At 62.7% G+C, this 24,511-nt stretch carries 24 protein-coding genes; 12 read left to right on the top strand and 12 right to left on the bottom strand.

Features of this window, described 5'->3' with window-relative positions; genetic code table 11:
• Positions 1-93 precede the first annotated feature (93 nt).
• Complete coding sequence (locus NKH90_RS18255; protein WP_352820274.1) at positions 94-687, top strand: hypothetical protein; 594 nt, start codon at positions 94-96, stop codon at positions 685-687.
• Between the two features lie 59 nt (positions 688-746).
• Here the strand turns inward: NKH90_RS18255 and NKH90_RS18250 are convergent, their stop codons facing one another.
• Complete coding sequence (locus tag NKH90_RS18250) at positions 747-1,340, bottom strand: TetR/AcrR family transcriptional regulator (RefSeq protein WP_352820272.1); 594 nt, start codon at positions 1,338-1,340, stop codon at positions 747-749.
• A gap of 186 nt (positions 1,341-1,526) precedes the next feature.
• Positions 1,527-2,198: a hypothetical protein gene (locus tag NKH90_RS18245; protein ID WP_352820312.1), complete on the bottom strand. Its 672-nt coding sequence runs from the start codon at positions 2,196-2,198 to the stop codon at positions 1,527-1,529.
• On the opposite strand from NKH90_RS18245, the gene NKH90_RS18240 reads away from it, so the two are divergent.
• Positions 2,112-2,870, top strand: a complete 759-nt coding sequence (locus tag NKH90_RS18240; protein ID WP_352820310.1) for an NIPSNAP family protein — start codon at positions 2,112-2,114, stop codon at positions 2,868-2,870. The genes NKH90_RS18245 and NKH90_RS18240 overlap by 87 nt on opposite strands.
• Before the next feature lie 48 nt (positions 2,871-2,918).
• Here NKH90_RS18240 and NKH90_RS18235 read toward each other — a convergent pair whose 3' ends face one another.
• The 3 genes from NKH90_RS18235 to choX are packed head-to-tail and all read right to left on the bottom strand — an operon-like array spanning position 2,919 to position 6,168.
• Positions 2,919-4,367, bottom strand: coding sequence for an amidase (locus NKH90_RS18235; RefSeq protein ID WP_352820270.1), 1,449 nt, complete (start codon positions 4,365-4,367; stop codon positions 2,919-2,921).
• 8 nt (positions 4,368-4,375) lie between these two features.
• Positions 4,376-5,236 carry an alpha/beta fold hydrolase gene (locus tag NKH90_RS18230; protein WP_352503397.1) on the bottom strand — a complete coding sequence of 287 codons (861 nt, stop codon included), beginning with the start codon at positions 5,234-5,236 and terminating at the stop codon, positions 4,376-4,378.
• A complete protein-coding gene (gene choX / locus NKH90_RS18225) occupies positions 5,233-6,168 on the bottom strand; it encodes a choline ABC transporter substrate-binding protein (protein WP_352820267.1) in 936 nt (311 codons plus the stop codon). The genes NKH90_RS18230 and choX overlap by 4 nt, the downstream gene beginning before the upstream one ends.
• Positions 6,169-6,291: 123 nt before the next feature.
• Between choX and betI the strand changes: the two genes are divergently transcribed.
• From betI to NKH90_RS18200, 5 genes are all read left to right on the top strand, one after another.
• Positions 6,292-6,894 carry a choline-binding transcriptional repressor BetI gene (gene betI, locus NKH90_RS18220; protein WP_352501904.1) on the top strand — a complete coding sequence of 201 codons (603 nt, stop codon included), beginning with the start codon at positions 6,292-6,294 and terminating at the stop codon, positions 6,892-6,894.
• 112 nt (positions 6,895-7,006) lie between these two features.
• A complete protein-coding gene (locus NKH90_RS18215; protein WP_352472648.1) occupies positions 7,007-7,765 on the top strand; it encodes an SDR family NAD(P)-dependent oxidoreductase in 759 nt (252 codons plus the stop codon).
• 268 nt (positions 7,766-8,033) lie between these two features.
• Positions 8,034-9,431 (top strand): class II fumarate hydratase, encoded by a 1,398-nt coding sequence (gene fumC, locus NKH90_RS18210; protein WP_352501903.1) that lies wholly within the window; start codon positions 8,034-8,036, stop codon positions 9,429-9,431.
• A 159-nt stretch (positions 9,432-9,590) separates the two neighbouring features.
• A complete protein-coding gene (locus tag NKH90_RS18205; RefSeq protein ID WP_352501902.1) occupies positions 9,591-10,025 on the top strand; it encodes a DoxX family protein in 435 nt (144 codons plus the stop codon).
• A 140-nt stretch (positions 10,026-10,165) separates the two neighbouring features.
• On the top strand, positions 10,166-10,597 hold the full coding sequence (locus NKH90_RS18200; RefSeq protein WP_352820264.1) for a DoxX family protein: 432 nt from the start codon (positions 10,166-10,168) through the stop codon (positions 10,595-10,597).
• 245 nt (positions 10,598-10,842) lie between these two features.
• On the opposite strand, the gene ppx is transcribed toward NKH90_RS18200, so the two are convergent.
• Together ppx and NKH90_RS18190 are read right to left on the bottom strand one after the other, a co-directional pair.
• Positions 10,843-12,375 (bottom strand): exopolyphosphatase, encoded by a 1,533-nt coding sequence (gene ppx / locus NKH90_RS18195; RefSeq protein ID WP_352820262.1) that lies wholly within the window; start codon positions 12,373-12,375, stop codon positions 10,843-10,845.
• Positions 12,375-14,576, bottom strand: a complete 2,202-nt coding sequence (locus NKH90_RS18190; RefSeq protein ID WP_352541624.1) for an RNA degradosome polyphosphate kinase — start codon at positions 14,574-14,576, stop codon at positions 12,375-12,377. The genes ppx and NKH90_RS18190 overlap by 1 nt, the downstream gene beginning before the upstream one ends.
• A 149-nt stretch (positions 14,577-14,725) precedes the next feature.
• Between NKH90_RS18190 and NKH90_RS18185 the strand changes: the two genes are divergently transcribed.
• Together NKH90_RS18185 and NKH90_RS18180 are read left to right on the top strand one after the other, a co-directional pair.
• Positions 14,726-14,971: a zinc-finger domain-containing protein gene (locus tag NKH90_RS18185; RefSeq protein ID WP_254820632.1), complete on the top strand. Its 246-nt coding sequence runs from the start codon at positions 14,726-14,728 to the stop codon at positions 14,969-14,971.
• 19 nt (positions 14,972-14,990) lie between these two features.
• On the top strand, positions 14,991-16,208 hold the full coding sequence (locus NKH90_RS18180) for an FAD-dependent monooxygenase (RefSeq protein ID WP_352820260.1): 1,218 nt from the start codon (positions 14,991-14,993) through the stop codon (positions 16,206-16,208).
• Between the two features lie 27 nt (positions 16,209-16,235).
• On the opposite strand, the gene NKH90_RS18175 is transcribed toward NKH90_RS18180, so the two are convergent.
• A complete protein-coding gene (locus NKH90_RS18175) occupies positions 16,236-16,907 on the bottom strand; it encodes a TIGR02117 family protein (RefSeq protein ID WP_352541626.1) in 672 nt (223 codons plus the stop codon).
• Positions 16,908-17,011: 104 nt separating this feature from the next.
• Between NKH90_RS18175 and NKH90_RS18170 the strand changes: the two genes are divergently transcribed.
• From NKH90_RS18170 to NKH90_RS18160, 3 genes are read left to right on the top strand one after another with little or no spacing between them, the layout of a single operon-like run.
• Positions 17,012-17,275: a metal-sensing transcriptional repressor gene (locus NKH90_RS18170; protein ID WP_023719742.1), complete on the top strand. Its 264-nt coding sequence runs from the start codon at positions 17,012-17,014 to the stop codon at positions 17,273-17,275.
• Positions 17,272-18,294 carry a cation diffusion facilitator family transporter gene (locus tag NKH90_RS18165; protein WP_352541627.1) on the top strand — a complete coding sequence of 341 codons (1,023 nt, stop codon included), beginning with the start codon at positions 17,272-17,274 and terminating at the stop codon, positions 18,292-18,294. The genes NKH90_RS18170 and NKH90_RS18165 overlap by 4 nt, the downstream gene beginning before the upstream one ends.
• A 30-nt stretch (positions 18,295-18,324) precedes the next feature.
• A complete protein-coding gene (locus NKH90_RS18160) occupies positions 18,325-19,038 on the top strand; it encodes a HoxN/HupN/NixA family nickel/cobalt transporter (protein WP_352472639.1) in 714 nt (237 codons plus the stop codon).
• Positions 19,039-19,112: 74 nt separating this feature from the next.
• On the opposite strand, the gene NKH90_RS18155 is transcribed toward NKH90_RS18160, so the two are convergent.
• The 4 genes from NKH90_RS18155 to NKH90_RS18140 all read right to left on the bottom strand — a co-directional run bounded on the left by NKH90_RS18155 (position 19,113) and on the right by NKH90_RS18140 (position 24,453).
• A complete protein-coding gene (locus tag NKH90_RS18155; protein WP_352820257.1) occupies positions 19,113-21,029 on the bottom strand; it encodes a multicopper oxidase domain-containing protein in 1,917 nt (638 codons plus the stop codon).
• A gap of 255 nt (positions 21,030-21,284) precedes the next feature.
• The gene (locus NKH90_RS18150; RefSeq protein WP_031212005.1) at positions 21,285-22,034 is read right to left on the bottom strand and encodes an amino acid ABC transporter ATP-binding protein; all 750 of its coding nucleotides are present in this window, start codon (positions 22,032-22,034) and stop codon (positions 21,285-21,287) included.
• Between the two features lie 69 nt (positions 22,035-22,103).
• On the bottom strand, positions 22,104-23,261 hold the full coding sequence (locus tag NKH90_RS18145) for an amino acid ABC transporter permease (RefSeq protein ID WP_352820255.1): 1,158 nt from the start codon (positions 23,259-23,261) through the stop codon (positions 22,104-22,106).
• 4 nt (positions 23,262-23,265) lie between these two features.
• Complete coding sequence (locus NKH90_RS18140) at positions 23,266-24,453, bottom strand: amino acid ABC transporter permease (RefSeq protein ID WP_352472636.1); 1,188 nt, start codon at positions 24,451-24,453, stop codon at positions 23,266-23,268.
• Positions 24,454-24,511: the final 58 nt, after the last annotated feature.

The following is a 24,511-nucleotide window of genomic DNA, read 5'->3' as shown; positions in this document are numbered from 1 at the left end:
CCGGCAGTCCAGTTGCTCGTAAAGTATGTCGACACGTTCTCCCAGGTCTGGCATTGCTTTCGGCATTCAACTTGCGCGGGCAGAGAGGACGCCATGAAAACTGCATCCATCGGCATGACAATGGCGATTCTGGCGGTGACGAGCGCAGCGCATGGCGCCGGGTGCATCGACGCCAAATCGGCCAAGGCCGGCTTCATTCTCGAAAGGCCCGGCATCCGTAGCGAATTTCGTCCGGCGGCGGGCGGAATGGTGGCGGTTGCCAACAAATACCAGTCCCAATCGCCGCAGTCGCAGTACCTGTTCGGCGGGGTGATCGAGGTGTTTCGCGATAGCAGCACGGGGCAGCTGGCGATGATCCCGTTTTCCGATCTCAGGAAGGTGTTCCCGCTGAAGGCGGGTGCCAAGAGCAAGATCGTGTTTGCCCGTCTTGCACCGAACAAGCCGCCGAAGGGCACCGAGACGCTGGAGATCAACGTCAAGGGCAAGGAGACGTTCAGCCTGGGTGATTGCAAATACTCCGTACTCGCGGTCAAGCAGACGATCAGGAGCCAGGCCGGCGAGACGCGGGACGAGTTCACCGCGCTTTACGCACCCGACCTGCAGGCAGTTGTGGCCAGGCGCTATGACGAGGGCACTAGCGCCGAAAGCGTGGTCGGCTACGAGCTGATCAAGCCGCTGCCGAATTAAGAGCTCGGCCTCCCGCCTCGGTCGCGATATGAGCGACTGCGGCCTCTGTCCTGCCAGCGTTAAAGCGCCCTGTGCAGTATCCTGCGACGTCGCCTCGTGACTCCCTGTTCCAATGCCATCAGGCAATCGCGCAGCACGCTTGCGTCCTGCGCGGTCTTGGCCATCGACATGGCGCCGGAATAGGTGGCGACAGCCAGCGACGCGAAGCGCTGCGGATCGATGCCCTGCTCCCGGCCCGCCTGCTGGTCGGCCCTGACCTTGTCGGCGATCGCCTGACGCCAGGTAGAAAAAATGCTGGCAAGGGCAATGCGGAAATCCGGATCGGCAAGCGACAGTTCATGCGCCAGGTTGTTGAGCGGGCAGCCGCGCACGAATCCCTGCTGCTCCAGCTCCGCCGCGACGGCCGCGAACACGGAGCGCACGCCCTCGCGCGCTGAGGGAGCCATCCGCACCGGCGCGATCCATGTCTCTTCTACGGCGGCGGCGACCCGCTCCTCGATCACTGCGAGCGCCAGCGCCTTCTTGGTTGGGAAATGGTGGTGTAGCGCGCCACCGGTGACGCCCGCAGTCGCCATCAGGTCGCCCATGCTGGACGCATGATAGCCGCGTGCCTGAAACGCCTCCTCGGCGACATCGAGCACCTTTTTGCGCATGCCTTGGGGGTCGTTGGTGCGTTTTTGAGGCCGCGACCTTGGGCGAGCGGATATCTCTGCTGACATCTTCACACGATAGCAGATTGACAAAACAGGACAACCGGTCTGTTTTGTAAAACAGCCGGTAGGGTTTGCTTGGGGCGACGCCGCCAACGCCCAGTGATCGATTCGGACGAGGCGCTGCTTCTACTCTTTCATGAACCAATCAATATCCAGCGTGCCTCTTCGCCACTCCGTTGCGGTCACATCGGCACTTAAACTAACCACCGACGATTTCGCGTCTCTTGCGAGGCTCTTCAAATCGGCAAGAGCCATTTTTTCTTCGAGTGGCAAAAGGTGCCCGGCACTCCAGAACCTGACATTTTCGTCTGTATGCCTCAGGGTTCCCAACAGAAAAGATCGGCCACGATCAGGTCGGTTCCTGATCTCTCTTATTGCGCGGATTAAGCGGTCGTGAGCCGCATTCGATCCTTTGACATCCCCCATTTCAAGTAGTTGACGGTGCAATATGGCAGCCTCAACGTATTCTCTTTCGGGTTCCCTTGGCGCTTCTGGCTGCTTCACATCGAGCACTTTCTTGCGCATGCCTTCGGGGTCGTTGGTGCGTTTTTGAGCCCGCGACCTTGGGCGAGCGGATATCTCTGCTGACATCTTCACACGATAGCAGATTGACAAAACAGGACAACCAGTCTGTTTTGTAAAACAGGATGACTGTCCTGTTTTGGAGATCGCGCAATGGACCTGCCTTTGAACGTCGGTTCTAAATCCGATATGCTCACCTCGCCCGTTGTCGAACTCAGGCAATACACGCTGAAACCCGGCAGGCGCGAGACGCTGATCGGCATCTTCGACAATCACCTGATCGAGGGCCAGGAAACCGCGGGGATGACCATCATCGGCCAGTTCCGCGATCTCGACCGGCCGGATATGTTCGTCTGGCTGCGCGGCTTCGGCGGTATGGAAGCGCGGAAAAACGCTCTGACCGCCTTCTATGACGGGCCGGTCTGGGCCGCCTGGCGCGACGCCGCCAACGCCACGATGATTGATTCTGACGACGTGCTGCTGCTGAAGCCGGCTTGGCCAAGCGCCGACCTAGACCTCTCGGGATTGCAACGATTACCCCAGGCGGACCTCGAAAAACCGAGCGCAAGCAGCGATTTGCAGGCAATTGTTGTCATCAGGATTCATCATTTGCAACCGGGCCTGGAAGCCCGTTTCGCCAACGACTCCCAGACCGCGGCCCTTCCGGTGCTCGCCGCATTTGGCGCGTCGCCGCTCGCCGCCTTCGTTACCGAGCATGCCGAAAACAGCTTTCCGCGGTTGCCGGTGCGGGCCAGCGAAAACGTCTTCATCATCATCACCGGTTTCGACAGCACCGAAGCGCATGCCCGCCATGAGGCAGCCTTGGCTGCCTTCCCGAGATGGCAGGAATTGGAGCAGGCCGCGCAGTGGGAATTCGCCAGGCCCGTGGAGGTTCTGCGCCTGGCGCCGACGGCGCGGTCGCTGCTCGGACAGCCAACGCCGGCGTGACCAATGCCGTTGAAAGCCACCTATGTGCACTGAACCCCCCTGTCTGGTTCACACCTGAAAATGCCTGGCATGGATCACCTGGTAACGCGTGGTCCATGCGGTTGCCTGCTCCAGGTCAAGGCAAACGCGCAGCAGCCGGTGATCCTCGTTCTTGCGGCCAATGAGCTGGATGCCAATCGGCAGGCCGTCTTTCGACTGGAAAAGCGGCAGGCTGGCGGCCGGTTGGCCGGTGACGTTGAAGATTTCTGTGAAAGGCGCAAAGCCGTAGGCCCGGCTCGCCCAAGCCTCGTAATCGAAGAGAGCACCATCGCCATGGATGGCGCCAAGCCGGGGCGTAGGCTCGGCCGTCGTCGGCGTCATGATCAGGTCGAACCCATCGAACGCCATCGCCATCGCCAGCGAAGCGCTGTGCACACGGTCCTGCGCCCTGAGATAATCGGCGGCCGAGGATCGCCGAAAACAGTCGAGCGCGTGACGAGTCAGGCTTTCGATTTCGCCGGCCCCCGGCATCCGCCCGATCTCGTCGGCGCGCTCGTCAACCAGCCGCGCGACCTCCGACATCCAGAAGATGCTCCAGTCCGCTTCGGCGCTGGCTTCCCGCGGGAAACGCGCGTCTGTGACCTCGTGCCCCCTGTCCTCGAGGAGGATCATGGCTTCCTGGAATCTTGCCCCGATCTCGGACGCGACGGGCGTGCCGTCCGGCCGGCGCGCCAGGCATGCGATGCGCAGACGCTCGCCGGGCGAAGACAGCCAGTCCAGGTAGGACGGCACCGATTTGGACACGGAGTAAGGCGCTCCTTGTTCTGGACCGGCAGTCATGTCCAGCATGGCGGCGTTGTCGCGAACGGTGCGGGACAGGACGTTCTCGGCGTAGAGCCCGGCGCCGACCTGACCTCGACCAGGCCCGACAGGCATGAGCCCGCGCGACGGCTTCATGCCGAACACGCCGCAACAGGCAGCCGGCACCCGGATCGATCCGCCGATATCGGAACCGTGGGCGACCGGCACCATGCCGCTCGCCACCGCGGCAGCAGCTCCGCCGCTTGAGCCGCCCGCCGTCAGCGAAGGATCCCAGGGGTTCGAGGTGGGGCCGCGAAAGCTGGGTTCGGTGACGAAGTCGTTGGCAAATTCAGGCGTGTTTGTCTTGCCCAGCAAGATCAGACCGGCGGCCCGCCAGCGCCGGACGATCTCGCTGTCGGGCTTCGGCGCGGCATCCTTGAAGTAGAGCGACGAGTGCGTCGTCGGCCACTCCCGTACATTGACGCCGGTGTCCTTGACCAGAAAAGGAATGCCGGCGAGTGCCGCCTGCCGGTTGCAGCTTGCCGCAACGGAAAGCGCCCGGTCCGCATCGATCAGCGTCACGGCATTGAGGGCGGGATTGATGCTTTCGATCGCTTCGATAGCCGCCTCGACGACCTCGACGGCCGACAATTCGCCCGAGCGAACATGCCCGGCCAGGGCGACGGCATCCAACGCCACGTATTCGGAAAGATTCATGACTGCTCTCAGCCCGGACTACCGGTCGCTTCGGCTGTCGGCTGGGGTCCAGCTTTGGTACCGATCTTGAAATACCGGCCGATGGCTGCCGCGACCAATGCCGGATCCTCCCAGTGCGGGTTGTGTCCGCATCGCACCGCGCTCACGAAAGCGGCGCTAGGGATTTCTTCGAGGAGCCGCCGTTGGTGCGTTTCGTCGAAGAGCAGGTCGTGCGCGCCAGCAATGACAAGCGCCGGCAGGCGCAGCATGCGCGCCTTGTCGGTCAGATCGATGCGCCGAACCTGCTCCAGGATTGCGCGCCAGAGTGCCGCCGGCATGGCTGACGCCTCCTCCGCAGTCATGGTCAGGAATTCCGCTGGAACCTCGGCCTCGCAGGCATGCCAATAGTCATAGAACGGATCGGCCGGCGATATCGGGTCTCGAAGCGCCCGCACACCAATGGTCATCGGGTGATCCTCACCGATCTGCGGCCGTAGCGTTCCGGCCATCAGCACCAGGCCGCCGATCATCTCGGCGTAGCGTGCGGCTGCCTCGATCGCCACCATACTGCCCAGGGAATGCCCGACCAGAACCGGCCGCTCGAGCCGCAATCGCTCGATCAAACTCGCCACATCTTCCGCGAAATCCGCTGGGGCGAAGCCGCGTGTCCCGGCCGGCGAGGCGCCATGCCCGCGCAGGTCTGGAATGACAAGCCGGCGCCCGGCGAGATGCGGCGCCAGCAAGGAGAAGCTGCGGCTCGTGTCGGAGAAGCCGTGCACCAGCACCAGCGCGGGCTCCTGCCCGGCGATTTCGACGAAGGCCGTTTCAGTGCAGCCGGCACCGACCTTGCGCTTGCGGCCGCTCCAGCCCGCCTGATCGGCCGATATCACAGGCCGAGCTGCTGCTTGACTGCATCGAGCGCGGGCTTGCCATCGAATGTGGTGACACCGGCAAGCCAGGCGCCGAGCCTATCCGGATTCTCTTTGAGGGCCTTCAGGCCGGCTTCCTCCGGCTTCATACCGTCATTGATGAGATAGCCCATGCCGAGATTTTCGAAATCGATATCGAAGGCGAGGTTCTTCAGCAACTGCCCGACATTCGGGCATTGCTGCAGATAGCCCTTGCGCACCTGCGTCGTCACCGTCGCGGCGCCGAAGTTCGGGCCGTAGAACTTGTCGCCGCCGCTCAGATATTTGAAGTCGTACATCGTGTTCATTGGATGCGGCGCCCAGCCCTGGAAGACGATGAAGCGCTTTTCCTTGATCTCGTAGCCGACCTCGGAAAGCATGCCGGCTTCACTCGATTCGACGACCTGCCAGCCATCGAGGCCGAGCGACTTATCGGCGATGGCGTCCATCATCAGCTGGTTCGAGCCCGGCTCGATGCCGTACATCTTCCTGCCGAATTTGTCGGCGAACTTTTGCAGGTCGGCAAAATCCTTGACGCCGGCCTCCCAAACGTAAATCGGCACGGCAAAGGTGTATTTGGCGCCGACGAGATTGACGCGCACATCGTCTACCGAGCCGTCCTTCTTATAGGGCTCGTAGTAGGTGATCATCGCCGGATCCCAATAGCCAAGGAACACGTCCAAGTCATTGTTCTTCAATGATTCATAGATGACGTTGATGCCCAGAAGCGAGCTTGCCGGCTTGTAGCCGAGCGCATCGAGCAGGACGCTGGTGACGCCGGTGGTGAAGGCAAGGTCGTTCCATCCAGGCTCGGCCATGCGCACGACCTCGCATTGCTCAGGTTCAGCCGCAAAGGCCGGCCGGATCGCCAGCAGGACGCAGAGCGAAGCGCCTATTCCAAGGCTACGAAGCATTTCGGTTCTCCTCATTTCACCAACGACGTTGACCATTCGGTTTTTAAATTGTCCCAACGGTCAATCATTGATCTCGGCGGACAAAAATGTCAACGTCGGTTTTCGATGCATGGATCCTGGCCCGTGAAACTCAAGCGTCTCAGCGACATACGCCGCAAGGAGCTGCGGCAAGCCGCCTTTGCCGTGCTTCAGCGCGAAGGCATAGCTGGCGCGACCATAGAAAAAGTGGCGGCACAGGCCGGTGCGTCGAAGGGCATCGTGCTGCACTATTTCAACAGCAAGCGGGAGCTGTTCGAGCATGCCATGCGCGAATCGAACCTGGTGCTGCGGCATGCGGTGGTCGAGCGGCTGAGACAGGCGCGCACGCCAATGCAACGGATAGAGGCCATCATCGAAGGCAATTTCGAGCCGCATCTCTTCCAGCCGTCCCTCTGCCACGCTTGGCTTTCGCTTTGCGCGGAGGTGCCGCGCGACGAAAAGCTTGCCCGCATCCAGAAGGTGATCCATGCGCGCATGCGCTCCAACCTGCTATCTGGCCTGCGCGGTCTGGCGCCGGCACGCGATGCTGACGAGATCGCTTTCGGCGTCACCGCCCTGATCGACGGGCTGTGGTTGCGGCTTGGCCTGCAGCCAGGCAGCGTCACGCGTGAACAGGCCATTCATCAGGTCAAGGATTTCGTCGCTACGCGGCTGGCTGTTCGGCGCGGTGCAGCCGCTGCCGAATAGACAGGCGCATCAGCCGAAAGTTCATATTGTAGGATAGGCCGGCGGCTTGACCACAATTGGCAACGGCGCTGTTCTGCTTATCAGACAAGACGGCAATGCGCGGGAGTGTTGGATGAGACTAGGCGGCAAACGGGCACTGGTCACCGGCGGCTCGGACGGGATCGGGCTGGCAATCGCCGAGGCTTTCTTGCGCGAAGGCGCGGACGTGCTGATCGTCGGCCGCGACGGCAAAAAACTCGACGCCGCCCGCAAGCAGCTCGGGGATAATGTCGACACGCTGTCGGCCGACCTGTCGGCCAGCGCCGGCATCGATGCCGTGGTCGAGCATGCCAGGCGCGGCCCACCTGTCGATATCCTCGTCAACAATGCCGGCGTAGCGTTCCTTGTGCCGTTCGAGACCGTCAGCGAGGACCAGTTCCAGCAGTCATTCGCGCTCAACGTCACGGCGGTATTCTTTCTCACCCAACGGCTGTTGCCGCATCTCGCGCCGGGTGCGGCTTCGGTGATCAACATCTCGTCCTATTTCGCGCACAAGATGATCCCGAAGCGGCCGTCCAGCCTCTATTCGCTGTCGAAGGGCGCGCTCAATTCGCTGACCAAGTCGCTCGCCTTCGAGCTCGGGCCGCGCGGCATAAGGGTCAACGCGATCGCGCCCGGCACGGTCGACACAGCGATGCGGCGCAGGTCGATCGAAAACCTGCCTGAGGCCGCGCAAGCCGAGCTCAAGGCCTATGTCGAGCGCAGCTATCCGCTCGGCCGCATCGGCCGGACCAGCGACCTTGCCGGCATCGCGGTCTATCTCGCCAGCGACGAAGCGGCATGGACCAGCGGCGGAATCTTCGCCGTGGATGGAGGATACACGGCGGGGTAAGGTTGTTGCGATCTCCCCCCTCGAGGGGGAGATGGCCGGCAGGCCAGAGGGGGTCGTCTCGCGTGGAACACCAGCCTGTTCCGTCCGCTATGGGAGTTGCGTCAAGACCTACCGCCCCCCCTCTGTCGCCTTCGGCGACATCTCCCCCTCAAGTGGGGAGATTGCCAGCACCTTCAACCGATTTGCATTCCCGTCACCCGCAATCTCCGCTTGAAGGCATTTGTGCAACGCGATACGCCGTTTGCAAATTGCAAACCGGAGAGACTTCGTGAGCGCGCCAGAGACCAGAACCGAAACCGACACGTTCGGTCCCATCGAGGTCGCCGCCGACCGCTATTGGGGCGCGCAGGCGCAGCGTTCGCTGGCCAATTTCAAGATCGGCTGGGAGAAACAGCCGGCCTCGATCGTGCGGGCGCTGGGCATCGTCAAGCGGGCGGCAGCGGAGGCCAATATGGAGCTGAAGCGGCTCGATCCGGCGATCGGCAAGGCCATTATCGAGGCCTCGCAGGAGGTCATCGACGGCAAGCTGAACGAGCATTTCCCGCTGGTCGTCTGGCAGACCGGCTCAGGCACCCAGTCCAACATGAACGCCAATGAGGTGATTTCCAACCGGGCGATCGAGCTTTTGGGCGGCGTCATGGGATCGAAGAAGCCGGTGCATCCCAACGACCACGTCAACATGAGCCAGTCGTCGAACGACACCTATCCGACGGCCATGCACATCGCCTGCGCCGAGCGCATCACTCACGACCTGCTGCCGGCGCTAAGACATTTGCATAAGGCACTCGAGGCCAAGACCAGGGCTTTCGCCCACATCGTCAAGATCGGCCGCACCCACACCCAGGACGCGACGCCGCTGACGCTTGGCCAGGAATTCTCCGGCTACGCGGCGCAGGTCGCCTCGTCGGTCAAGCGCATCGAAATGACCCTGCCCGGCCTGCAGGAGCTGGCGCAGGGCGGCACCGCGGTCGGCACCGGCCTCAATGCGCCGGTCGGTTTTGCCGAAAAGGTGGCGGCGCGCATCGCCGCGATCACCGGCATCGATTTCGTCACCGCGCCGAACAAGTTCGAGGCGCTGGCCGCGCATGATTCCATGGTCTTCTCGCACGGCGCCATCAATGCCTGCGCGGCGGCGCTGTTCAAGATCGCCAACGACATCCGCCTGCTCGGCTCCGGCCCGCGTTCGGGCCTCGGCGAATTGTCGCTGCCGGAAAACGAACCGGGCTCCTCGATCATGCCGGGCAAGGTCAATCCGACCCAATGCGAGGCGATGACGCAGGTTTGCGTGCAGGTGTTCGGCAACAATGCGGCGATCAGCTTCGCCGGCAGCCAGGGCCATTTCGAACTCAACGTATACAATCCGCTGATGGCCTATTGTTTCCTGCAATCGGTACAGCTGCTGGCCGACGCTTCCGTGTCGTTCACCGACAATTGCGTCGTCGGCATCGAGGCCCGCGAAGACAACATCAAGGCAGCACTCGACCGTTCGCTGATGCTGGTGACGGCGCTTGCGCCGACGATCGGCTACGACAACGCCGCCAAGATCGCCAAGGCGGCGCACAAGAACGGCACCACGCTGCGCCAGGAAGCGCTGGCCACCGGGCTGGTCAGCGAAGCCGATTATGAGCGGCTGGTGCGGCCGGAGGACATGACGCATCCAGGCTAGGGCGTTGATATGCCTGGATCTCAACACCCATGTTGATCGCGAAAACGTTACCTTGGTGAACAATCCGTAACCAATCTGGCATCTTTGGTGAACAGTCGGCCTGCGCTAACTAGACGGGTATCCCAAGCCGTTTGGCCAAATCCTTCTGGAGAGTTACGCATGTCCACCAACACGTCCGCCAATACTTCGTTTGCCGGTTCCGGCACCGCCGCCGGCGCCTCGGGCACGATCCTGCTCGGCCGCATCCTGCTTTCGGTCATCTTCCTGCTTTCGGGTTTCGGCAAGCTGACGGCGATTGCCGGCACCGCCGGCTATTTCGGCAGCCTTGGCCTGCCGCTGCCGATGGTGACCGCCATTGTCGTCGGCCTTATCGAACTGCTTGGCGGCCTGGCCATCCTCGTCGGCTTCCAGACCCGGATCGTCGGCTGGGTAATGGCGATTTTCACCGTCGCCACCGCCCTGGTCGCCCACACCGGCTGGGCCGATCAGATGCAGATGATCAATTTCATGAAGAACCTCGGCATTGCCGGCGGCTTCCTCGTGCTCGCCTCCTCGGGCCCAGGCGCGTATTCGATCGACGCCAAGCGCGGCTGAAGCAGTCCAGCATTTCCTGAACAAAAGGGGCGCGGAATTTTCCGCGCCCCTTTTTCGTTGTCGTTTGTGCCTGTCGGTCCGCTGACCGGAATTCTGCTAGGATCGGGCTCTTGGCCACCCGGCCGACAACGGAGGTTACCATGCCCCGCAATGCGCTGCTTTTGCTTTCCCGACTGCTGTTCGCCGCACTGTTCGTGCCGTCCGGCTTCCACGCGCTGACCGACATTGCCGGCACGACCGGCTATTTCGCCGGCCTTGGCCTGCCGCTGCCGACGCTGGCTGCCTGGGGCACCGGGCTGTTCGAACTGATCGCCGGGCTGCTCATCCTCGTCGGCTTCAAGACGCCGATCGTGGCGCTGCTGCTCGCCGCCTTTTGCGTCGCGACAGCGTTCATCGGCCACTATGGCCAGGGCGACGGCGATCCGACGCTGACCTTCATGCATTCGCAGATGCTGATGAAGGACATCGCGATATCAGGCGGTTTTCTGGCGCTGGCGATGGCTGGCGCGGGTGCATGGTCGGCCGACGGCCGGATGGCTGCGGTGGGATCCAGAGGAATTGCTTCAGTCTAGATCCAGCTTTCTCGACCGTCCAATTGTCGAAGTCGGCGCTGCCCCTCATCGCCCTGCCGGGCACTTCTCCCCGTATAGTGACGGGGAGAAGGAAGCTGGCCGAGATCTCGGCACCGTTACTGCAACGCTGGAGGTGAGCGAAATCCTTTGCGAAGGTGCCCTTCTCCCCGTCACTATACGGGGAGAAGATGCCGGCAGGCAGATGAGGGGCGGCGCAGACCTGAAGCGATTGCCTGGCTGAGACACTACTTCACCGACATGCTAGGCCCGCCCTCGACCGCCAGCACCAGCCGGCGATTGGTGACCCTTGCCAGTTGTGCCAGCCGGCCGGCGGGCCGCTCGCCGTAAAGATCGGCCAGTGCTGCCGGCAGCACCAGCGCCAGCACGCCATTGCCGCGGTTTTCCCATTTCAGCCGCGGCATGACGCCGGGCATTGCCGCGCTCAGCAAATAGACGACGCGCAGCAACGCCGCCAAGACGCGGGCGCGCTCGAGATAGCGCGGCGTCGCCAGTCCGCGGATTTCCGGCGCGGCTTCATTGAACACGCCCTCGTGGCGAAACAGGCTGACAAGCGCCAGGAAGGCGCGGCCGGGATGGTCGACGCCGATGAACGAGGCGTGGGCGATGATGTTGAGCGATTGCTTGCCGCGATATTCGGGATGGGCACGCCAGCCGATATCGGCGAGCAGGCAGGCGGCGTGGCGGTAGCGCGCCTCGTCCCTGGTTTCGTCGATGCCGAAGGCAGAGAAGGCCTTGCCGGTCCACTCGACAAGCTCATGCGCGTGGTCGACCGAGCGCGAGCGCAGGCGGGCAAGCTCTTCCGCCGCCGAGATCAGCGGATCGGCCTTCTGCTCGGCCTCGTCGAGCAGCGAGTAGAGAAAGCCCTCGCGCACGCCCAGCGCCGAGACGATGATCTTCGACGGCTGCATCGCCGCCATGATCTCCTGCAGCACGATGGCGCCATAGGGCAGCAGCGAGCGGCGGTTCTTGGAGATGCCCTCGATGCCTTTGATCTTGTCGATCTCGGCTTTGGCGACCTGCCGGAGGAAGTTCGCGGCGCTTTCGATGCCGATCTCGTAATGGTGCATGACGCCGAGCGGGTAGTTGGTCATTTCCATGTGCAGCCGGGCGAGGTTTCGCCAGGTGCCGCCGACCGTGTAGAACGCCCTGCCCTGCCCGCCCTTCAGCAATTTCGCCCGCGCCAGTTGCTCGCGCGTGATCCTTGCCGCCTGGGTCAGCGAGTTCTTCGCCATGTCCTGCAGGCGCAAGCCGCCCAACGGCAGCGTGATGCCGTCACCGATCGTCTCACCGTCAATATCGATCAGCTCGAGGCTGCCGCCGCCAAGGTCGCCGGCAATGCCGTTGGCCGGATGGAAACCGGAAATGACGCCGAGCGCCGAATAATGGGCTTCCTCGCGGCCGCTCAGCACCTGGATCTCGGTCTTGAGCACATCCTCGGCACGGTGGATGAAGTCGGGGCCGTTGACGGCCTCGCGAGCGGCGGCGGTCGCCAGCACATACATGCGCTCGGCGCCGGCCTGGTCGGAGAGCGCGCGGAAGCGGCGGAACTCTTCCATCGAGCGCGTCACCGCCTCGGGATCGAGCTTTCCGGTCGAAACGATGCCGCGGCCGAGGCCGGCCAGCATCTTTTCGTTGAACAGCAAGGTCGGCGAGCGCGCCAGTCCTTCATAGATGACAAGACGGATCGAGTTCGATCCGATATCGATGATGGACAGCGGTCGGCGGTCCTGGAGCCGGCCCTGGGACGCTGAAATCATCAGCCCGTCGCTGCGTTCTGTTTCTTGCGGCGCTTGAACTGCGCGATGCGCTTGGGCGCATGCGACTTCAACGCATCGCCCCGTCCGGACAGGCTCGGATTGGTCATGAAATATTCCTGCGCGTTGAACGGTTCCTCGCCCTCCTCCAGCACGACGCGCCGGGAGGTTCCGTCAGCCAATACGTCGAAACTTTGCTGGTTGTCCATGATGTTGCCGAGCATGATCTGGCCGAGCACCTGTTCATGCACAGTTGGATTGGTGATCGGCACCATGGTCTCGACGCGGCGGTCGAGATTGCGCGGCATCAGATCGGCCGAGGAGATATAGACGATCGCCCCGTCCGAGGGCAGGCCGTGGCCGTTGCCGAAGCAATAGATGCGGCTGTGCTCGAGGAAACGGCCGACGATCGACTTCACCCTAATGTTCTCCGATAGGCCGGGCACCTGCGGTCTCAGGCAGCAGATGCCGCGCACGACGAGATCGATCTCGACGCCGGCGCGGCTGGCATCGTAGAGCGCATCGATGACGATCGGGTCGACCAAGGCGTTCATCTTCATCCAGATGCGGGCCGGCCTGCCCTCCAGCGCGTGGCTGATCTCATCCGAAATGTGCTGGAGGATGCGGTCGCGCAGCGTAAACGGCGAGATGGCCAGCCGCATCTGCTCGGCCGGCTCGGCATAGCCGGTGATGAAGTTGAACAATTGGGCGACATCGCGCGCGATCGTCGGATCGGTGGTGAAGAAGGACAGGTCGGTGTAGATGCGTGCCGTGACCGGGTGGTAGTTGCCGGTGCCCAGATGCACGTAATTGCGCAGCCTGCCATCCTCGCGCCGCACCACCAGCGACATTTTCGCATGGGTCTTGAGCTCGAGGAAACCGAAGACGACCTGGACGCCGGCGCGCTCGAGGTCGCGCGCCCAGCGGATGTTGGCCTCCTCGTCGAAGCGCGCCTTGAGCTCGACCAGCGCCGTCACCGACTTGCCGGCCTCGGCGGCGTCGACCAGAGCGCGTACGATCGGGCTGTCGTTGGAGGTGCGGTAGAGCGTCTGCTTGATCGCCACCACTTCCGGGTCGGCCATTGCCTGGCGCAGGAACTGCACCACCACGTCGAAAGATTCGTAAGGATGGTGGACGATGATGTCCTTCTCGCGGATCGCCGCAAAACAATCGCCGCCATGCTCGCGGATGCGCTCGGGAAAGCGGGGATTGTAGGGGGTGAATTTCAGATCGTCGCGGGCGACGGCGACGATCTCCGAGATCTGGCTGAGCGCCAGCGGACCGGTGAGCACGCTGATGCGGCTTGCCGAGACGCCGAGCTCGCCGGCGACGAAATCGCGCAATTCGGCCGGCATCAGCCGGTCGAACTCGATCCGGATAACCGAGCCGCGGCGCCGCCGCTTCAGCGCCGTCTCGAACAGCCGCACCAGATCCTCTGATTCTTCCTCGACCTCGATATCGCTGTCGCGGATGATGCGGAACGTGCCGGAGCCCTTGACCTCATAGCCGGGGAACAGCTTGCCGATATAGAGACTGACCGCCTCTTCGAGTGGAATGAAGCGGACATGATGCTTGCGATCCGGCAAACGGATGAAGCGCCTCAGTGCCACCGGCAGGCGCAGAAGCGCGCTCATTTCCTCGCCGTTCTTGCGATGGCGCAATTGCAGCGCCATCGAGAAACCGAGATTGGGAATGAACGGAAACGGATGCGCCGGGTCGATCGACAGCGGCGTCAGGACCGGAAATACCTGCTCCTGGAAATGGTCCTCGAGCCAGGTCTTCTCGTCCTTGGTCAGGCCATCGCGGGTGATGCTTTCGATGCCTTGTTTGTCGAGCAGCAGCATCAGCGCCGAAAGGCTGTTCTGCTGGTCCTCCTGCAGGCGCTCGACCTCGCGCAGCAATTGTTCGAGCTGCTGCTCGGGAGTGCGCCCATCCGGGCTCTTCAGCACGATGCCTTCGCGCACCTGGCCGGCAAGACCAGCGACGCGGACCATGAAGAACTCGTCGAGGTTGGCGGCCGATATCGACAGGAAGCGAACGCGCTCGAGCAGCGGGTGATTGGCGTTCAGCGATTCCTCGAGCACGCGCCGGTTGAATTGCAGCCAGGAAAACTCGCGATTGACGAAGCGATCGGGATTGCCGCCTTCGGGGCTCGCCGCCTCGACGGTGATGAATTCGTTCTGCACCGGCTTCAGTTCGTTCATGGTTCCCGCTCTTCCCACACCGTTCGACGAGCACAGCCTTAACCGGCTTAACTTATCCTCTGACAGGCTTTTGCGACAGTTTCATTTCATCGATCTTGCAAAGAGACGGGTTATGATCCAGATGCAATCGACGAGATCAGGAGACGACGATGGCAGGCGGTTCCATTCCCCATTTCCAGAACGATGCGGGCTACCCGGCAATCGACATCGGCGTCAAGGAATTCATGTGCACCGGCGCCAATCCGCCTTTCGACCATCCGCATGTATTTCTCGACATGGGCGACGACAATGAAAAGGTCTGCCCCTATTGCTCGACGCTCTATCGCTATTCGCCGAAACTGAAGGCATTGGAAACGCAGCCGCCGGGCTGCCTCTATATCGACCAGGCCGCCTGATTCTTCCGCGACAAGCCTGATGCAGGAAACGCAGTCCCGGCAGGTGGTCATCGCCGGGGCGGGCGTCGCCGGGCTGACCGCGGCACTGGCCTTCGCCGAGCGCGGCTATCGGGTAAAACTGTTCGAACAGGCGCAGCACCTCGAGGCTGCCGGCGCCGGTATCCAGCTTTCGCCCAACGCGACGCGCATCCTACGGCAGCTCGGCGTACTCGATCGGCTGCTGGCGACGGCGGTGCGGCCGGAGGCAGTCGTGCTCAAGGATGCCGCCACGCTGCGCAAGCTGGCGCGCGTACCGCTTGGCCAGGCGGCCGACACGCGCTGGGGAGCGCCCTATCTCGTTGCCCACCGCGCGGATCTGCAGTCAGCGCTGATGCAGCGGATAGCCGAGCGGCCCGAGGTCGAGCTTGTCACCGGTGCCCGCGTCGGCGGCGTCGCAACCGGACCGAATGGCATCACCGCAACAGTCGAGATTGCCGGCACGACCATCGAAACCGAAGCATCGTTGCTGGTCGGCGCCGATGGGGTCTGGTCGTCGGTGCGAGAAAAACTGGCCCGCAAGGCGGCCGAATTCGGCAGAAGCCGATTCTCGGGCGAGCTTGCCTGGCGCGCCACGGTGGCCGCGGACACCCTCGCCGGACAAGCCTTCAGGGCGATCGGTGCGCCCGATTGCGTTACCGCATTCCTCTATCCCGGCTTTCATATGGTCGCCTATCCGGTCAGCCGTGGCACTGCCTTCAACCTCGCTGCCTTCACCAAGGGCGAGCGCATCGCCGAAGGCTGGTCGGGGTATGCCGACCCCGCCAGCCTCGCCAGCGCCATGCGCGGTACCGCGCCGGCGCTGGTTCGCCTGGCGACCGAGGCGGCGCCGTGGACGGCATGGCCGATCCACATTCTCGAGCAGCGGCGGTGGACGACGCCGCAAGGCATCGCGCTGATCGGCGATGCGGCGCACGCGATGACGCCGTTTGCCGCACAGGGCGCGGCGATGGCGATCGAGGACGCGGCGACGCTTGCCGGCTTCATTGCGGCCTCCACAGCCGATCTTGAGGGGGCGCTTGCCGCCTGGGAACAGGCGCGGCGGCCGCGCGTCGCCCAGGTCGCCCGCCGCGGCGCCGTCAATCGCCTCGCCTGGCATGCGGCCGGGCCGGTGGCGATGGCCCGCAACCTGTTCCTGGCGATGCGCTCGCCCGAAAAACTCGCCGCCGATCTCGACTGGCTCTACGGCTGGCGGGCGTAGGACGTTCGGCGGTCCTAAGTCGCCCGGTCAATTGTAAAGCCGCATCGACAGGCCGAGCGATGCCGGCAGCGGGTTCCACCAGCCGGTGCGCAGCCCGGCGATGCGCAGTGCCGCCGCCGCCCAGGTGTTGCAGCCGACCAGCGCGTTGAAACGGCCATTGCCTTCGAAGAAACGATCGAAACGGGAATACGCCGCATTCTCGATCGGCATGGCCCCGCTCGGTCCCTGCCGGAAGCTTCCCGCAATGTAATCGAGCAGCGCCGTAAACCGCTCCTCGCCGATGTCGAAGCCGGCGACGTCGGGATGCGGCTCGGCGATTTCGCCTGAAATGTCGACATGCATCACCGAGGCATCGACGGTCAGCGCCTTCATCACCGGCACTGCCTTCAGTTCCGACCAGGTCGGCGTCTCGAGATAGAAGGCGCGGCCGCCCCAGCCGAAGACGATGTAGCGGACCTCCGCCACGTCTGCTGGAATGCCGGCATCGACCAGGAAATGGAAGCGCCGGCGCACATCGTCGTCGACCGGGATGGCGATGTCGGTGTGGATCGGATTTTTCAGCACCAGGATGCGGTGGCTTGAGCCGATCGGATCGGCAACTGCCGCCGGCCAGAGCGGGCGCGGCAGCAGTGTGCCCAATGCCACCGCAAGGACTGCTGCAACGACCAGCAGGCCAAGAAAACGGGCAAGCTTCTTCATGGGAAAGGCATAGAACAAGCAATGCTCAAGGTGAAGCCCCTCCGAAAGTTGCACAGCTGACTTAGAGCTTGACGCGTATCCTCCCCGGGAGGATACGCTGAGGCATGTCAGATCACCTCCACGCCTCGCATCCTTCCATCATAAAGCGCCTGAAGCGCGCGCAAGGCCACCTTGCGGCGGTGCTGGCGATGATCGAGGCGCATCGCCCTTGCGTTGACTTGGCGCAGCAGCTTCATGCCGTCGAAAGGGCCATCAGCAGCGCCAAGCGCGAGCTGATCAACGATCACATCGAGCATTGCCTGACCGACAGCGTCGAAACCGGCGGCAACTCGCTGGCGGAACTCAAGCAGCTGGCGAAATATCTATGAATGCCATCGTAGCCCGCATTCTGGACTGGCTCGGGTTCGGCTCGCACGCCGCACATCATCACGGCGATCACGGTCCGCACGGTCACAGCCATGGCGTCATCGACGCGACAATTGCCACCACCGACCGGGGCATCTGGGCAATCAAATGGTCGTTCGTGATCCTGGCCATCACCGCGGCATTGCAGATGGTCGTGGTTGCGTTGTCGGGGAGCGTGGCATTGCTGGCCGACACGATCCATAACATCGGCGACGCGACCACGGCGATCCCGCTCTGGATTGCGTTCGTTCTGGCGCGGCGCAAGCCGTCGCGGATCTTCACGTATGGCTTGGGCCGGGTCGAGGATCTGGCCGGCATCATCATCGTGCTCATCATCCTGTTCAGCGCTGTAGTCGCTGCCTACCAAGCCATCGACAGGCTGATCAATCCACAAGCGGTGACACACCTGGGCTGGCTGACTGCGGCGGGCATTGTCGGCTTCCTCGGCAACGAGGCGGTTGCCGTGTTCCGTATCCGCGTCGGCCGCGAAATCAACAGCGCGGCACTGATTGCCGACGGCTACCACGCCCGCACAGATGGACTTACCAGCCTTGCCGTGGTCATCGGAGCCATCGGCGTCTGGTTTGGCTTTTCCTTGGCCGATCCGATCGTCGGCCTGCTGATCACGATTGCGATCTTCGGTATCGTCTGGCAATCGGCCCGCTCGGTGCTGACCCGCATGCTGGATGGAATCGAACCCGGTGTGATAGACGAAATCCGACATGCCGCCGAGCATGTTCCGGGCGCGCGCATTGTCGATGCCAAGGCGCGCTGGATCGGTCATAGATTGCACGCCGACATCGCAATTGCCGCGGACGAAACCCTGCCGCTGTCGGCGGCCAACAAGATCGCCGCAGCGCTGAAGGACGAACTATCCCAGCATATGCCCGCCCTGGCTGAGGCGAATGTGCGGTTTTCAACGGAACGTGGAGAGAACGACCATCCGCATGAGCACACGCATGACCACGGCCACATGCACTGACGCTCGCCGATTTTCTGCTAGTCTTGTCCGATGTTCCAGACGCTCGTCGAATTTCAGCGCACGATCTATCTGACGCTCGGCGAACAGATCAAACTGCTTGCGGCCGGAGGCAATTGGCTGGCGTTCATGGCCTTCCTGCCGATGGGCGTCGTGTTCGGGGCTGCCCATGCGCTGACGCCGGGGCACAGCAAGGCCGTCCTGGCGACTTATCTTGCCGGTTCGGATGCGAAGGTCTCGCGTGGTCTGCTCGTATCTATCACGCTATCGTTCACGCATGTGACGATTGCCGTTCTGATTGCGGCTCTCTCGCTGCCACTGGTCTCAATAGCATTGGGCAGCGTCGGCCGCGCTCCGCTTCTGGAGCACACCAGTCGCGGGCTGCTCGGCCTCATTGGCATCTGGATGCTCTGGCGCGCTTTGAGCCACAGCCATCACCACAGGCACGAGGGCGAGGCTGTCGGCGTCATGGCAGGCCTGATCCCATGTCCGCTTACGCTTTTCGCGATGACTTTCGCGATGTCCAGGGGTGTTCCGGCAGCGGGCGTCCTGTTTGCCATCACAATGATGGTCGGCGTGGCGCTGACGCTGTCCTGCGTCGCCGTGTTGTCGATCGTGTTTCGGGAACGGCTTGTACAGTTTTTCGCGCGCCAGCCACGCCTGTTCGAAACCATCTCCCGGGCCATCGAGGGCGCCGCCGGTCTCGCCCTTGCCGGCGTCGCTGTCTGGCAGATCACCTCAGCTTGAGAGAAAATTTGGCCCCAGCCACTGCATGGCGTCCGGGCCGGTGCACCGGCTGGAACGAGCCTAGGCGACGCCGGTCATGTCACATCGATCACGACCATCAGCCCGCCGCCGCCCTTTTCCTCGACATTGTTGTTCGTGGTGTGATGCGGGATGTGGCAATGGATCAGCCATTTGCCCGGACGCTGCGCCTTCCAGATTACGTCGTAGCGCTGACCCGGCCCGACGTTGATCGTATCGGCAAGGAAACGACCCGAAGCGGGGACCGTCTCGCCGTCGCGGGCAACGACCTCGAACGGTCCGCCATGGATATGCATCGGATGGATGAAGCCGTTGTTGGTGCCGATGAACCGCACCTTGAGCGTCTCGCCGACCTTCATCGGGATCGTCTCGGTCGAGGGATAGGCCTTGCCGTTGATGGTGAAGAAATTCGGCATGCCGCCATCCATCGGCATCGACGGGTAGGTCAGCCCTTCCCCCACCAGCCATTCCTGAAGCTCGATGACGTAATCATGGTCGGCCGCGACCTCGTCGGCGGGATTGGCGGGATCGATGATCAGCGCACCGTAGAGGCCGAGCGCCTGGGTCCGGTCCGGCTTGGCATGGGGGTGATAGAAATAGGTTCCGTGCTGGGTCGCGGTGAATTCGTATGAATAGGATTGCCCGGGCTCGATCGGCGGCTGCGTGATCTCGGCCGGCCCATCCATCTGGTTCGGCAGGATCAAGCCATGCCAATGCACCGTCGTTTCCTCAGGCAGGCCGTTGGTGACGTTGATCCTGACCCGATCGCCCTGGCGAATATGAATTCGCGGACCGGGAATCTGGCCGTTATAGGCATAGGCGTCGACCGCGACGTCCGGCAGGATCTGCCAGCGGACCACTGAAGGCCTGAGCTCGAACACCTTGATGCCGTTCTCCATCCGAAACGGCAGTTCCTGGTCGCCCCTTGCCGTCAGGCCATAAGAGGCGGCCACGAGGCGTGGATCGGTAGCCGCCATGTCGCGCATTGTATCGGCTGGCGTGTCGCGATCCATGATCATGCCTCGCGGCATGATCACCCCGCCGACGTCGCGTGCCGACAGCGTCAGGTTCAGCCAGTTCGCCGGCGCGACCATGCCGATGGCGAGCGCCAGCAGGGAGACGGCACCCAGGGCAGCGACCTGCGGCGTCGTGGCATCCGTCTCCATGTGATGGCCGCCGCCTTTGCCTTTGTGGGAAACCATATCGTGGTGCTGCCCGCGATGGCCGTTGGCGTCGGCCTGCTGCATTTGTATCTGCGCATGTTGCCTCGTGGCAGGCTGCTCCCGGACATCGATGCCGGCTGCCTGCGCACGCTGCGTCATCAGCCCATGCTTCAGCCCCCGGGCGACCAGCCAGACATTGGCCGGATAGGCAAGCGCAAAACCGGCGATGACGCCGATCGACATCACGCCCCAGAACAGCAGCTCCGTCGGTTCCATCGCGCGCATGTCGCGGCCCATCATCAGGAAGCTCATGACCGGCGCCATGCCGGCCATCATGAAGTTCATGGAGATGAACTCGGGCAGGAAGCTCTTGCGTACGTTTTCCCAATAGGTGCCGCCCATCATCGATTTCATGAACAGCGACTGGAAGATGAACAGGCCGAAGGCAAAGCCGGCGAGATATTCGACGATCAGGTCGATCCACATCGGCAGGCCGAGCGCCGCCGTGACGGCGGCGGCAAGAATGATGCCGGTGGCATCGCCGGCGACGCAGTGGATGGTGGAGCCGACGCCCTGCTTCCAGAGCGGCCGGGTGAAGAGTTCATGATCGCCCGGCCGGGGCTCCTTGTCGGCGAGCACGTAGAGCAGCAAGCCGAGCGGACCCATATAGAGGGTGACCAGGATGAAGCCCCATTTCATCACCACCGGCTCGGGATTGTTGCGATATTGGTCGAAGCCGACGTAAAGCGTCGAAGCCAGCGCCAGCGCGAACCAGACGACGAGGAAATAATCGATCGGTTGGATGAGCATCAGGATGAACCCGTGACCTGCCGCCGCACGCGCCCACGCGGCTCGTTATACAACTCCCAATGGCAATGAACGCAGCCGGCGCGCTTATGATCCGTGCCGGCGCTAGTTACCAGGTTGCAACGTGACCACTCGAACGGCCTGAAGCACGCTTGCTATCTTCTCGCGTAGCGCACGGTCAGCGCTCGCCGAATACGCGCGAAGCCAGCAAGACAGAGAGGCGTGATCCGCCGGTCTTGTCCCGAACCGGAGTAAGGATCAGTGCAGGATCTGCGACAGGAACAGCTTCGTGCGCTCATGGCGCGGGTGGTCGAAGAACTCGGCCGGCGTGTTCTGCTCGACGATCTGACCCTGATCCATGAAGATCACCCGATTGGCGACTTTGCGCGCAAAGCCCATTTCGTGGGTGACGCAGAGCATGGTCATGCCTTCCTCGGCCAGCCCGACCATCGTCTCCAGCACTTCCTTGATCATTTCCGGATCGAGAGCCGAGGTCGGCTCATCGAACAGCATGATGCGCGGGTTCATGCACAGCGAGCGGGCGATCGCCACGCGCTGTTGCTGCCCGCCGGAAAGCTGGCCGGGATATTTGTTGGCCTGTTCCGGGATCTTGACGCGCTTGAGGAAATGCATGGCGATTTCCTCGGCCTGTTTCCGCGGCATCTTGCGCACCCAGATCGGCGCCAGCGTGCAATTTTCCAGAATGGTCAGATGCGGGAACAGGTTGAAGTGCTGGAACACCATGCCGACCTCGCGACGCACCTCGTCGATCTTCTTCAGATCGTTGGTCAGTTCCTTGCCGTCGACTATGATCTTGCCCTTCTGGTGTTCCTCCAGCCGGTTGATGCAGCGGATCATCGTCGATTTGCCGGAGCCCGACGGGCCGCAGATGACGATCCGCTCGCCGCGCATCACCTTTAGATTGATGTCCTTCAGCACATGGAATTCGCCGTACCATTTGTGCATGGCGATGATGTCGATGGCGACATCGGTGGTGGAAATGTGCATCTTGGCGGCATTGACCTTGATCTCTTCCGCGCTGACGGCGTTTTCTATGGCCATGACAAGGTCCCCTTTTTAGCGTTTGTGGCCGGTGTCGAGACGGCGTTCCGTGTACATTGAATAGCGCGACATGCCGAAGCAGAACAGCCAGAAGATGAACGCCGCGAACACCAGGCCGGATCTGGCCGTCTGTGGCGTCGCCCAATTGGCGTCGGAGAAGTTCTGCTTGACGATGCCGAGGAGGTCGAACATCGAGATGACGATGACCAGGCTGGTGTCCTTGAACATGCCGATGAAGGTGTTGACGATGCCGGGAATGACCAGCTTCAGCGCCTGCGGCATGACGACCAGGCCCATCTTCTGCCAGTAGCTGAGACCGAGCGAATCGGCGCCCTCATACTGGCCTTTGGGGATCGCCTGCAGGCCGCCGCGCACCACTTCGGCCATGTAGGCGGCGGCAAACAGCGACACGCCGATCAGCGCGCGCAGGAACTTGTCGAAGCTGACGCCGGCCGGCAGGAACAGCGGCAGCATCACGCTGGCAAAGAACAGCACCGTAATCAGCGGGATGCCGCGTACCGTCTCGATGAAGATCACGCACAGCAGCTTGACGATCGGCATGTTCGAGCGCCGGCCGAGCGCCAGCACGATGCCGATCGGCAGCGACACGGCAATGCCGACGAACGACAGGCTGAGCGTCACCAGCAGTCCACCCCAACGCGACGTCTCGACATGCGGCAGGCCGAACATGCCGCCGACCAGCAGAACGAAGGCGGCGACCGGCAGTACAAAAAAGAGAAGAATGGCATTCAGCCCCTTGCGCGGCACGCGCGGAATGAGCAACGGCACCAGCAGTGCCACGAACAGGATGGCCACCACGATCGGCCGCCAACGCTCCTCGATAGGATAGGTGCCGAACATGAACTGGCCGAACTTGGCGTTGACGAATGCCCAGCAAGCACCGGTCCAGCCATCCGGCTGGATGCCGCCTTGCGCCACGGTGGCGCAGACCGAGCGGTCCGGTCCGGTCCACTGGGCGTTGATGAAGGCCCAATTGATGATTTGGGGCAGGATCACAGCGACCAGCGCGATGCCAACGATGGTGAGAATGGTGTCGCCCGTGGTGGCAATCAGGTTCTTGCGGATCCAGGCGGTGAGGCCACGCTCGCTCGACGGCGCCGGTTGGGCCAGCGCCATCTCCGTCCGCACCCAGGACATGTCGTGTTCCTGCATGGCTCTACCTCTCCACCAGCGCCATCCTGGCATTGACGACGTTCATGATCGCCGACGTGATCAGGCTGAGCGCGAGATAGACAGCCATCATGATCACCACGCCTTCAACCGCCTGCCCGGTCTGGTTCAAGACAGTGCCGGCAGTCGCCGTCAGGTCCGGATAGCCGATGGCGATGGCGAGTGAAGAGTTCTTGGTCAAGTTCAGATACTGGCTGGTCAGCGGCGGAATAACGATGCGCATCGCCTGCGGCACGACGACAAGCCTGAGGATCGATCCCGAGCGCAGCCCGAGTGCCGCGGCCGCCTCGGTCTGGCCCGTGCTGACGCCCCTGATGCCGGCGCGCACGATCTCGGCGATGAAGGCGGCCGTATAGCAGGACAACGCCAGATAGAGTGACAGGAACTCTGGTCTGACCTGAAAGCCACCGACCAGGTTGAAAGTCGATTGTTTCGGGAATTCGAAGGTCAGAGGAAAGCCGCTCAGCGCGTAGGCCAGCAGCGGCAGGCCGACGATCAACGCTATGGATGTCCAGAGCACCGGGAACGGCTGACCCGTCGCCATCTGCCGCTGCCGCGCCTTGCGGGCGACGAACCAGGCCATGGCAAGGGCGAGGAGCAGGGCGACCAGGATCAGCCAGGAGCCCTCGCCCCAGACAGCGCGCGGAAAATAGAAGCCGCGCTGGTTGAGAAAAGAGCCGAACGGCAAATTAATGCTCTCGCGCGGCGGCGGCAGCACGGCGAGCACGCCGGAATACCAGAAGAAGATGACCAGCAGCGGCGGGATGTTGCGGAAGACCTCGACATAGACCGTGCAGATCTTCCTGATCAGCCAGTTGCGCGAAAGCCGGCCGATGCCGACGATGAAACCGATGATGGTGGCGGTGATGATGCCGACGACGGCAACGATCACGGTGTTGATAAAGCCAACCAGGATGGCTCGGAAATAGGTCGAATCCGACGAATATGCGATCGCGCTTTCGCTGATGTCGAAGCCGGCGCGGCCCCTGAGGAAGCCAAAGCCGGAAGCGATGTGCAAGCGCGTCAGATTGACGATGACGTTGTGGGTAACCCACCAGACCCCCGCTACCAGCAGGACGAGGACCAGCGCTTGAAAGAATATTCCGCGGACACGAGGATCATTGATGAAGGAACCGCGGCTTGGCTCCTCGCGAAGAACTTCCTGCGATGCCATTCGACAGTCCCCTGGAAAGAGAGACCGGAAGGCAGACGATCTGCCTTCCGGATCCATT

It is taken from the genome of Mesorhizobium sp. M0898 (assembly GCF_040319695.1).
GTDB lineage: Bacteria > Pseudomonadota > Alphaproteobacteria > Rhizobiales > Rhizobiaceae > Mesorhizobium.
This window is presented reverse-complemented; position numbering and strand designations above follow the sequence as displayed.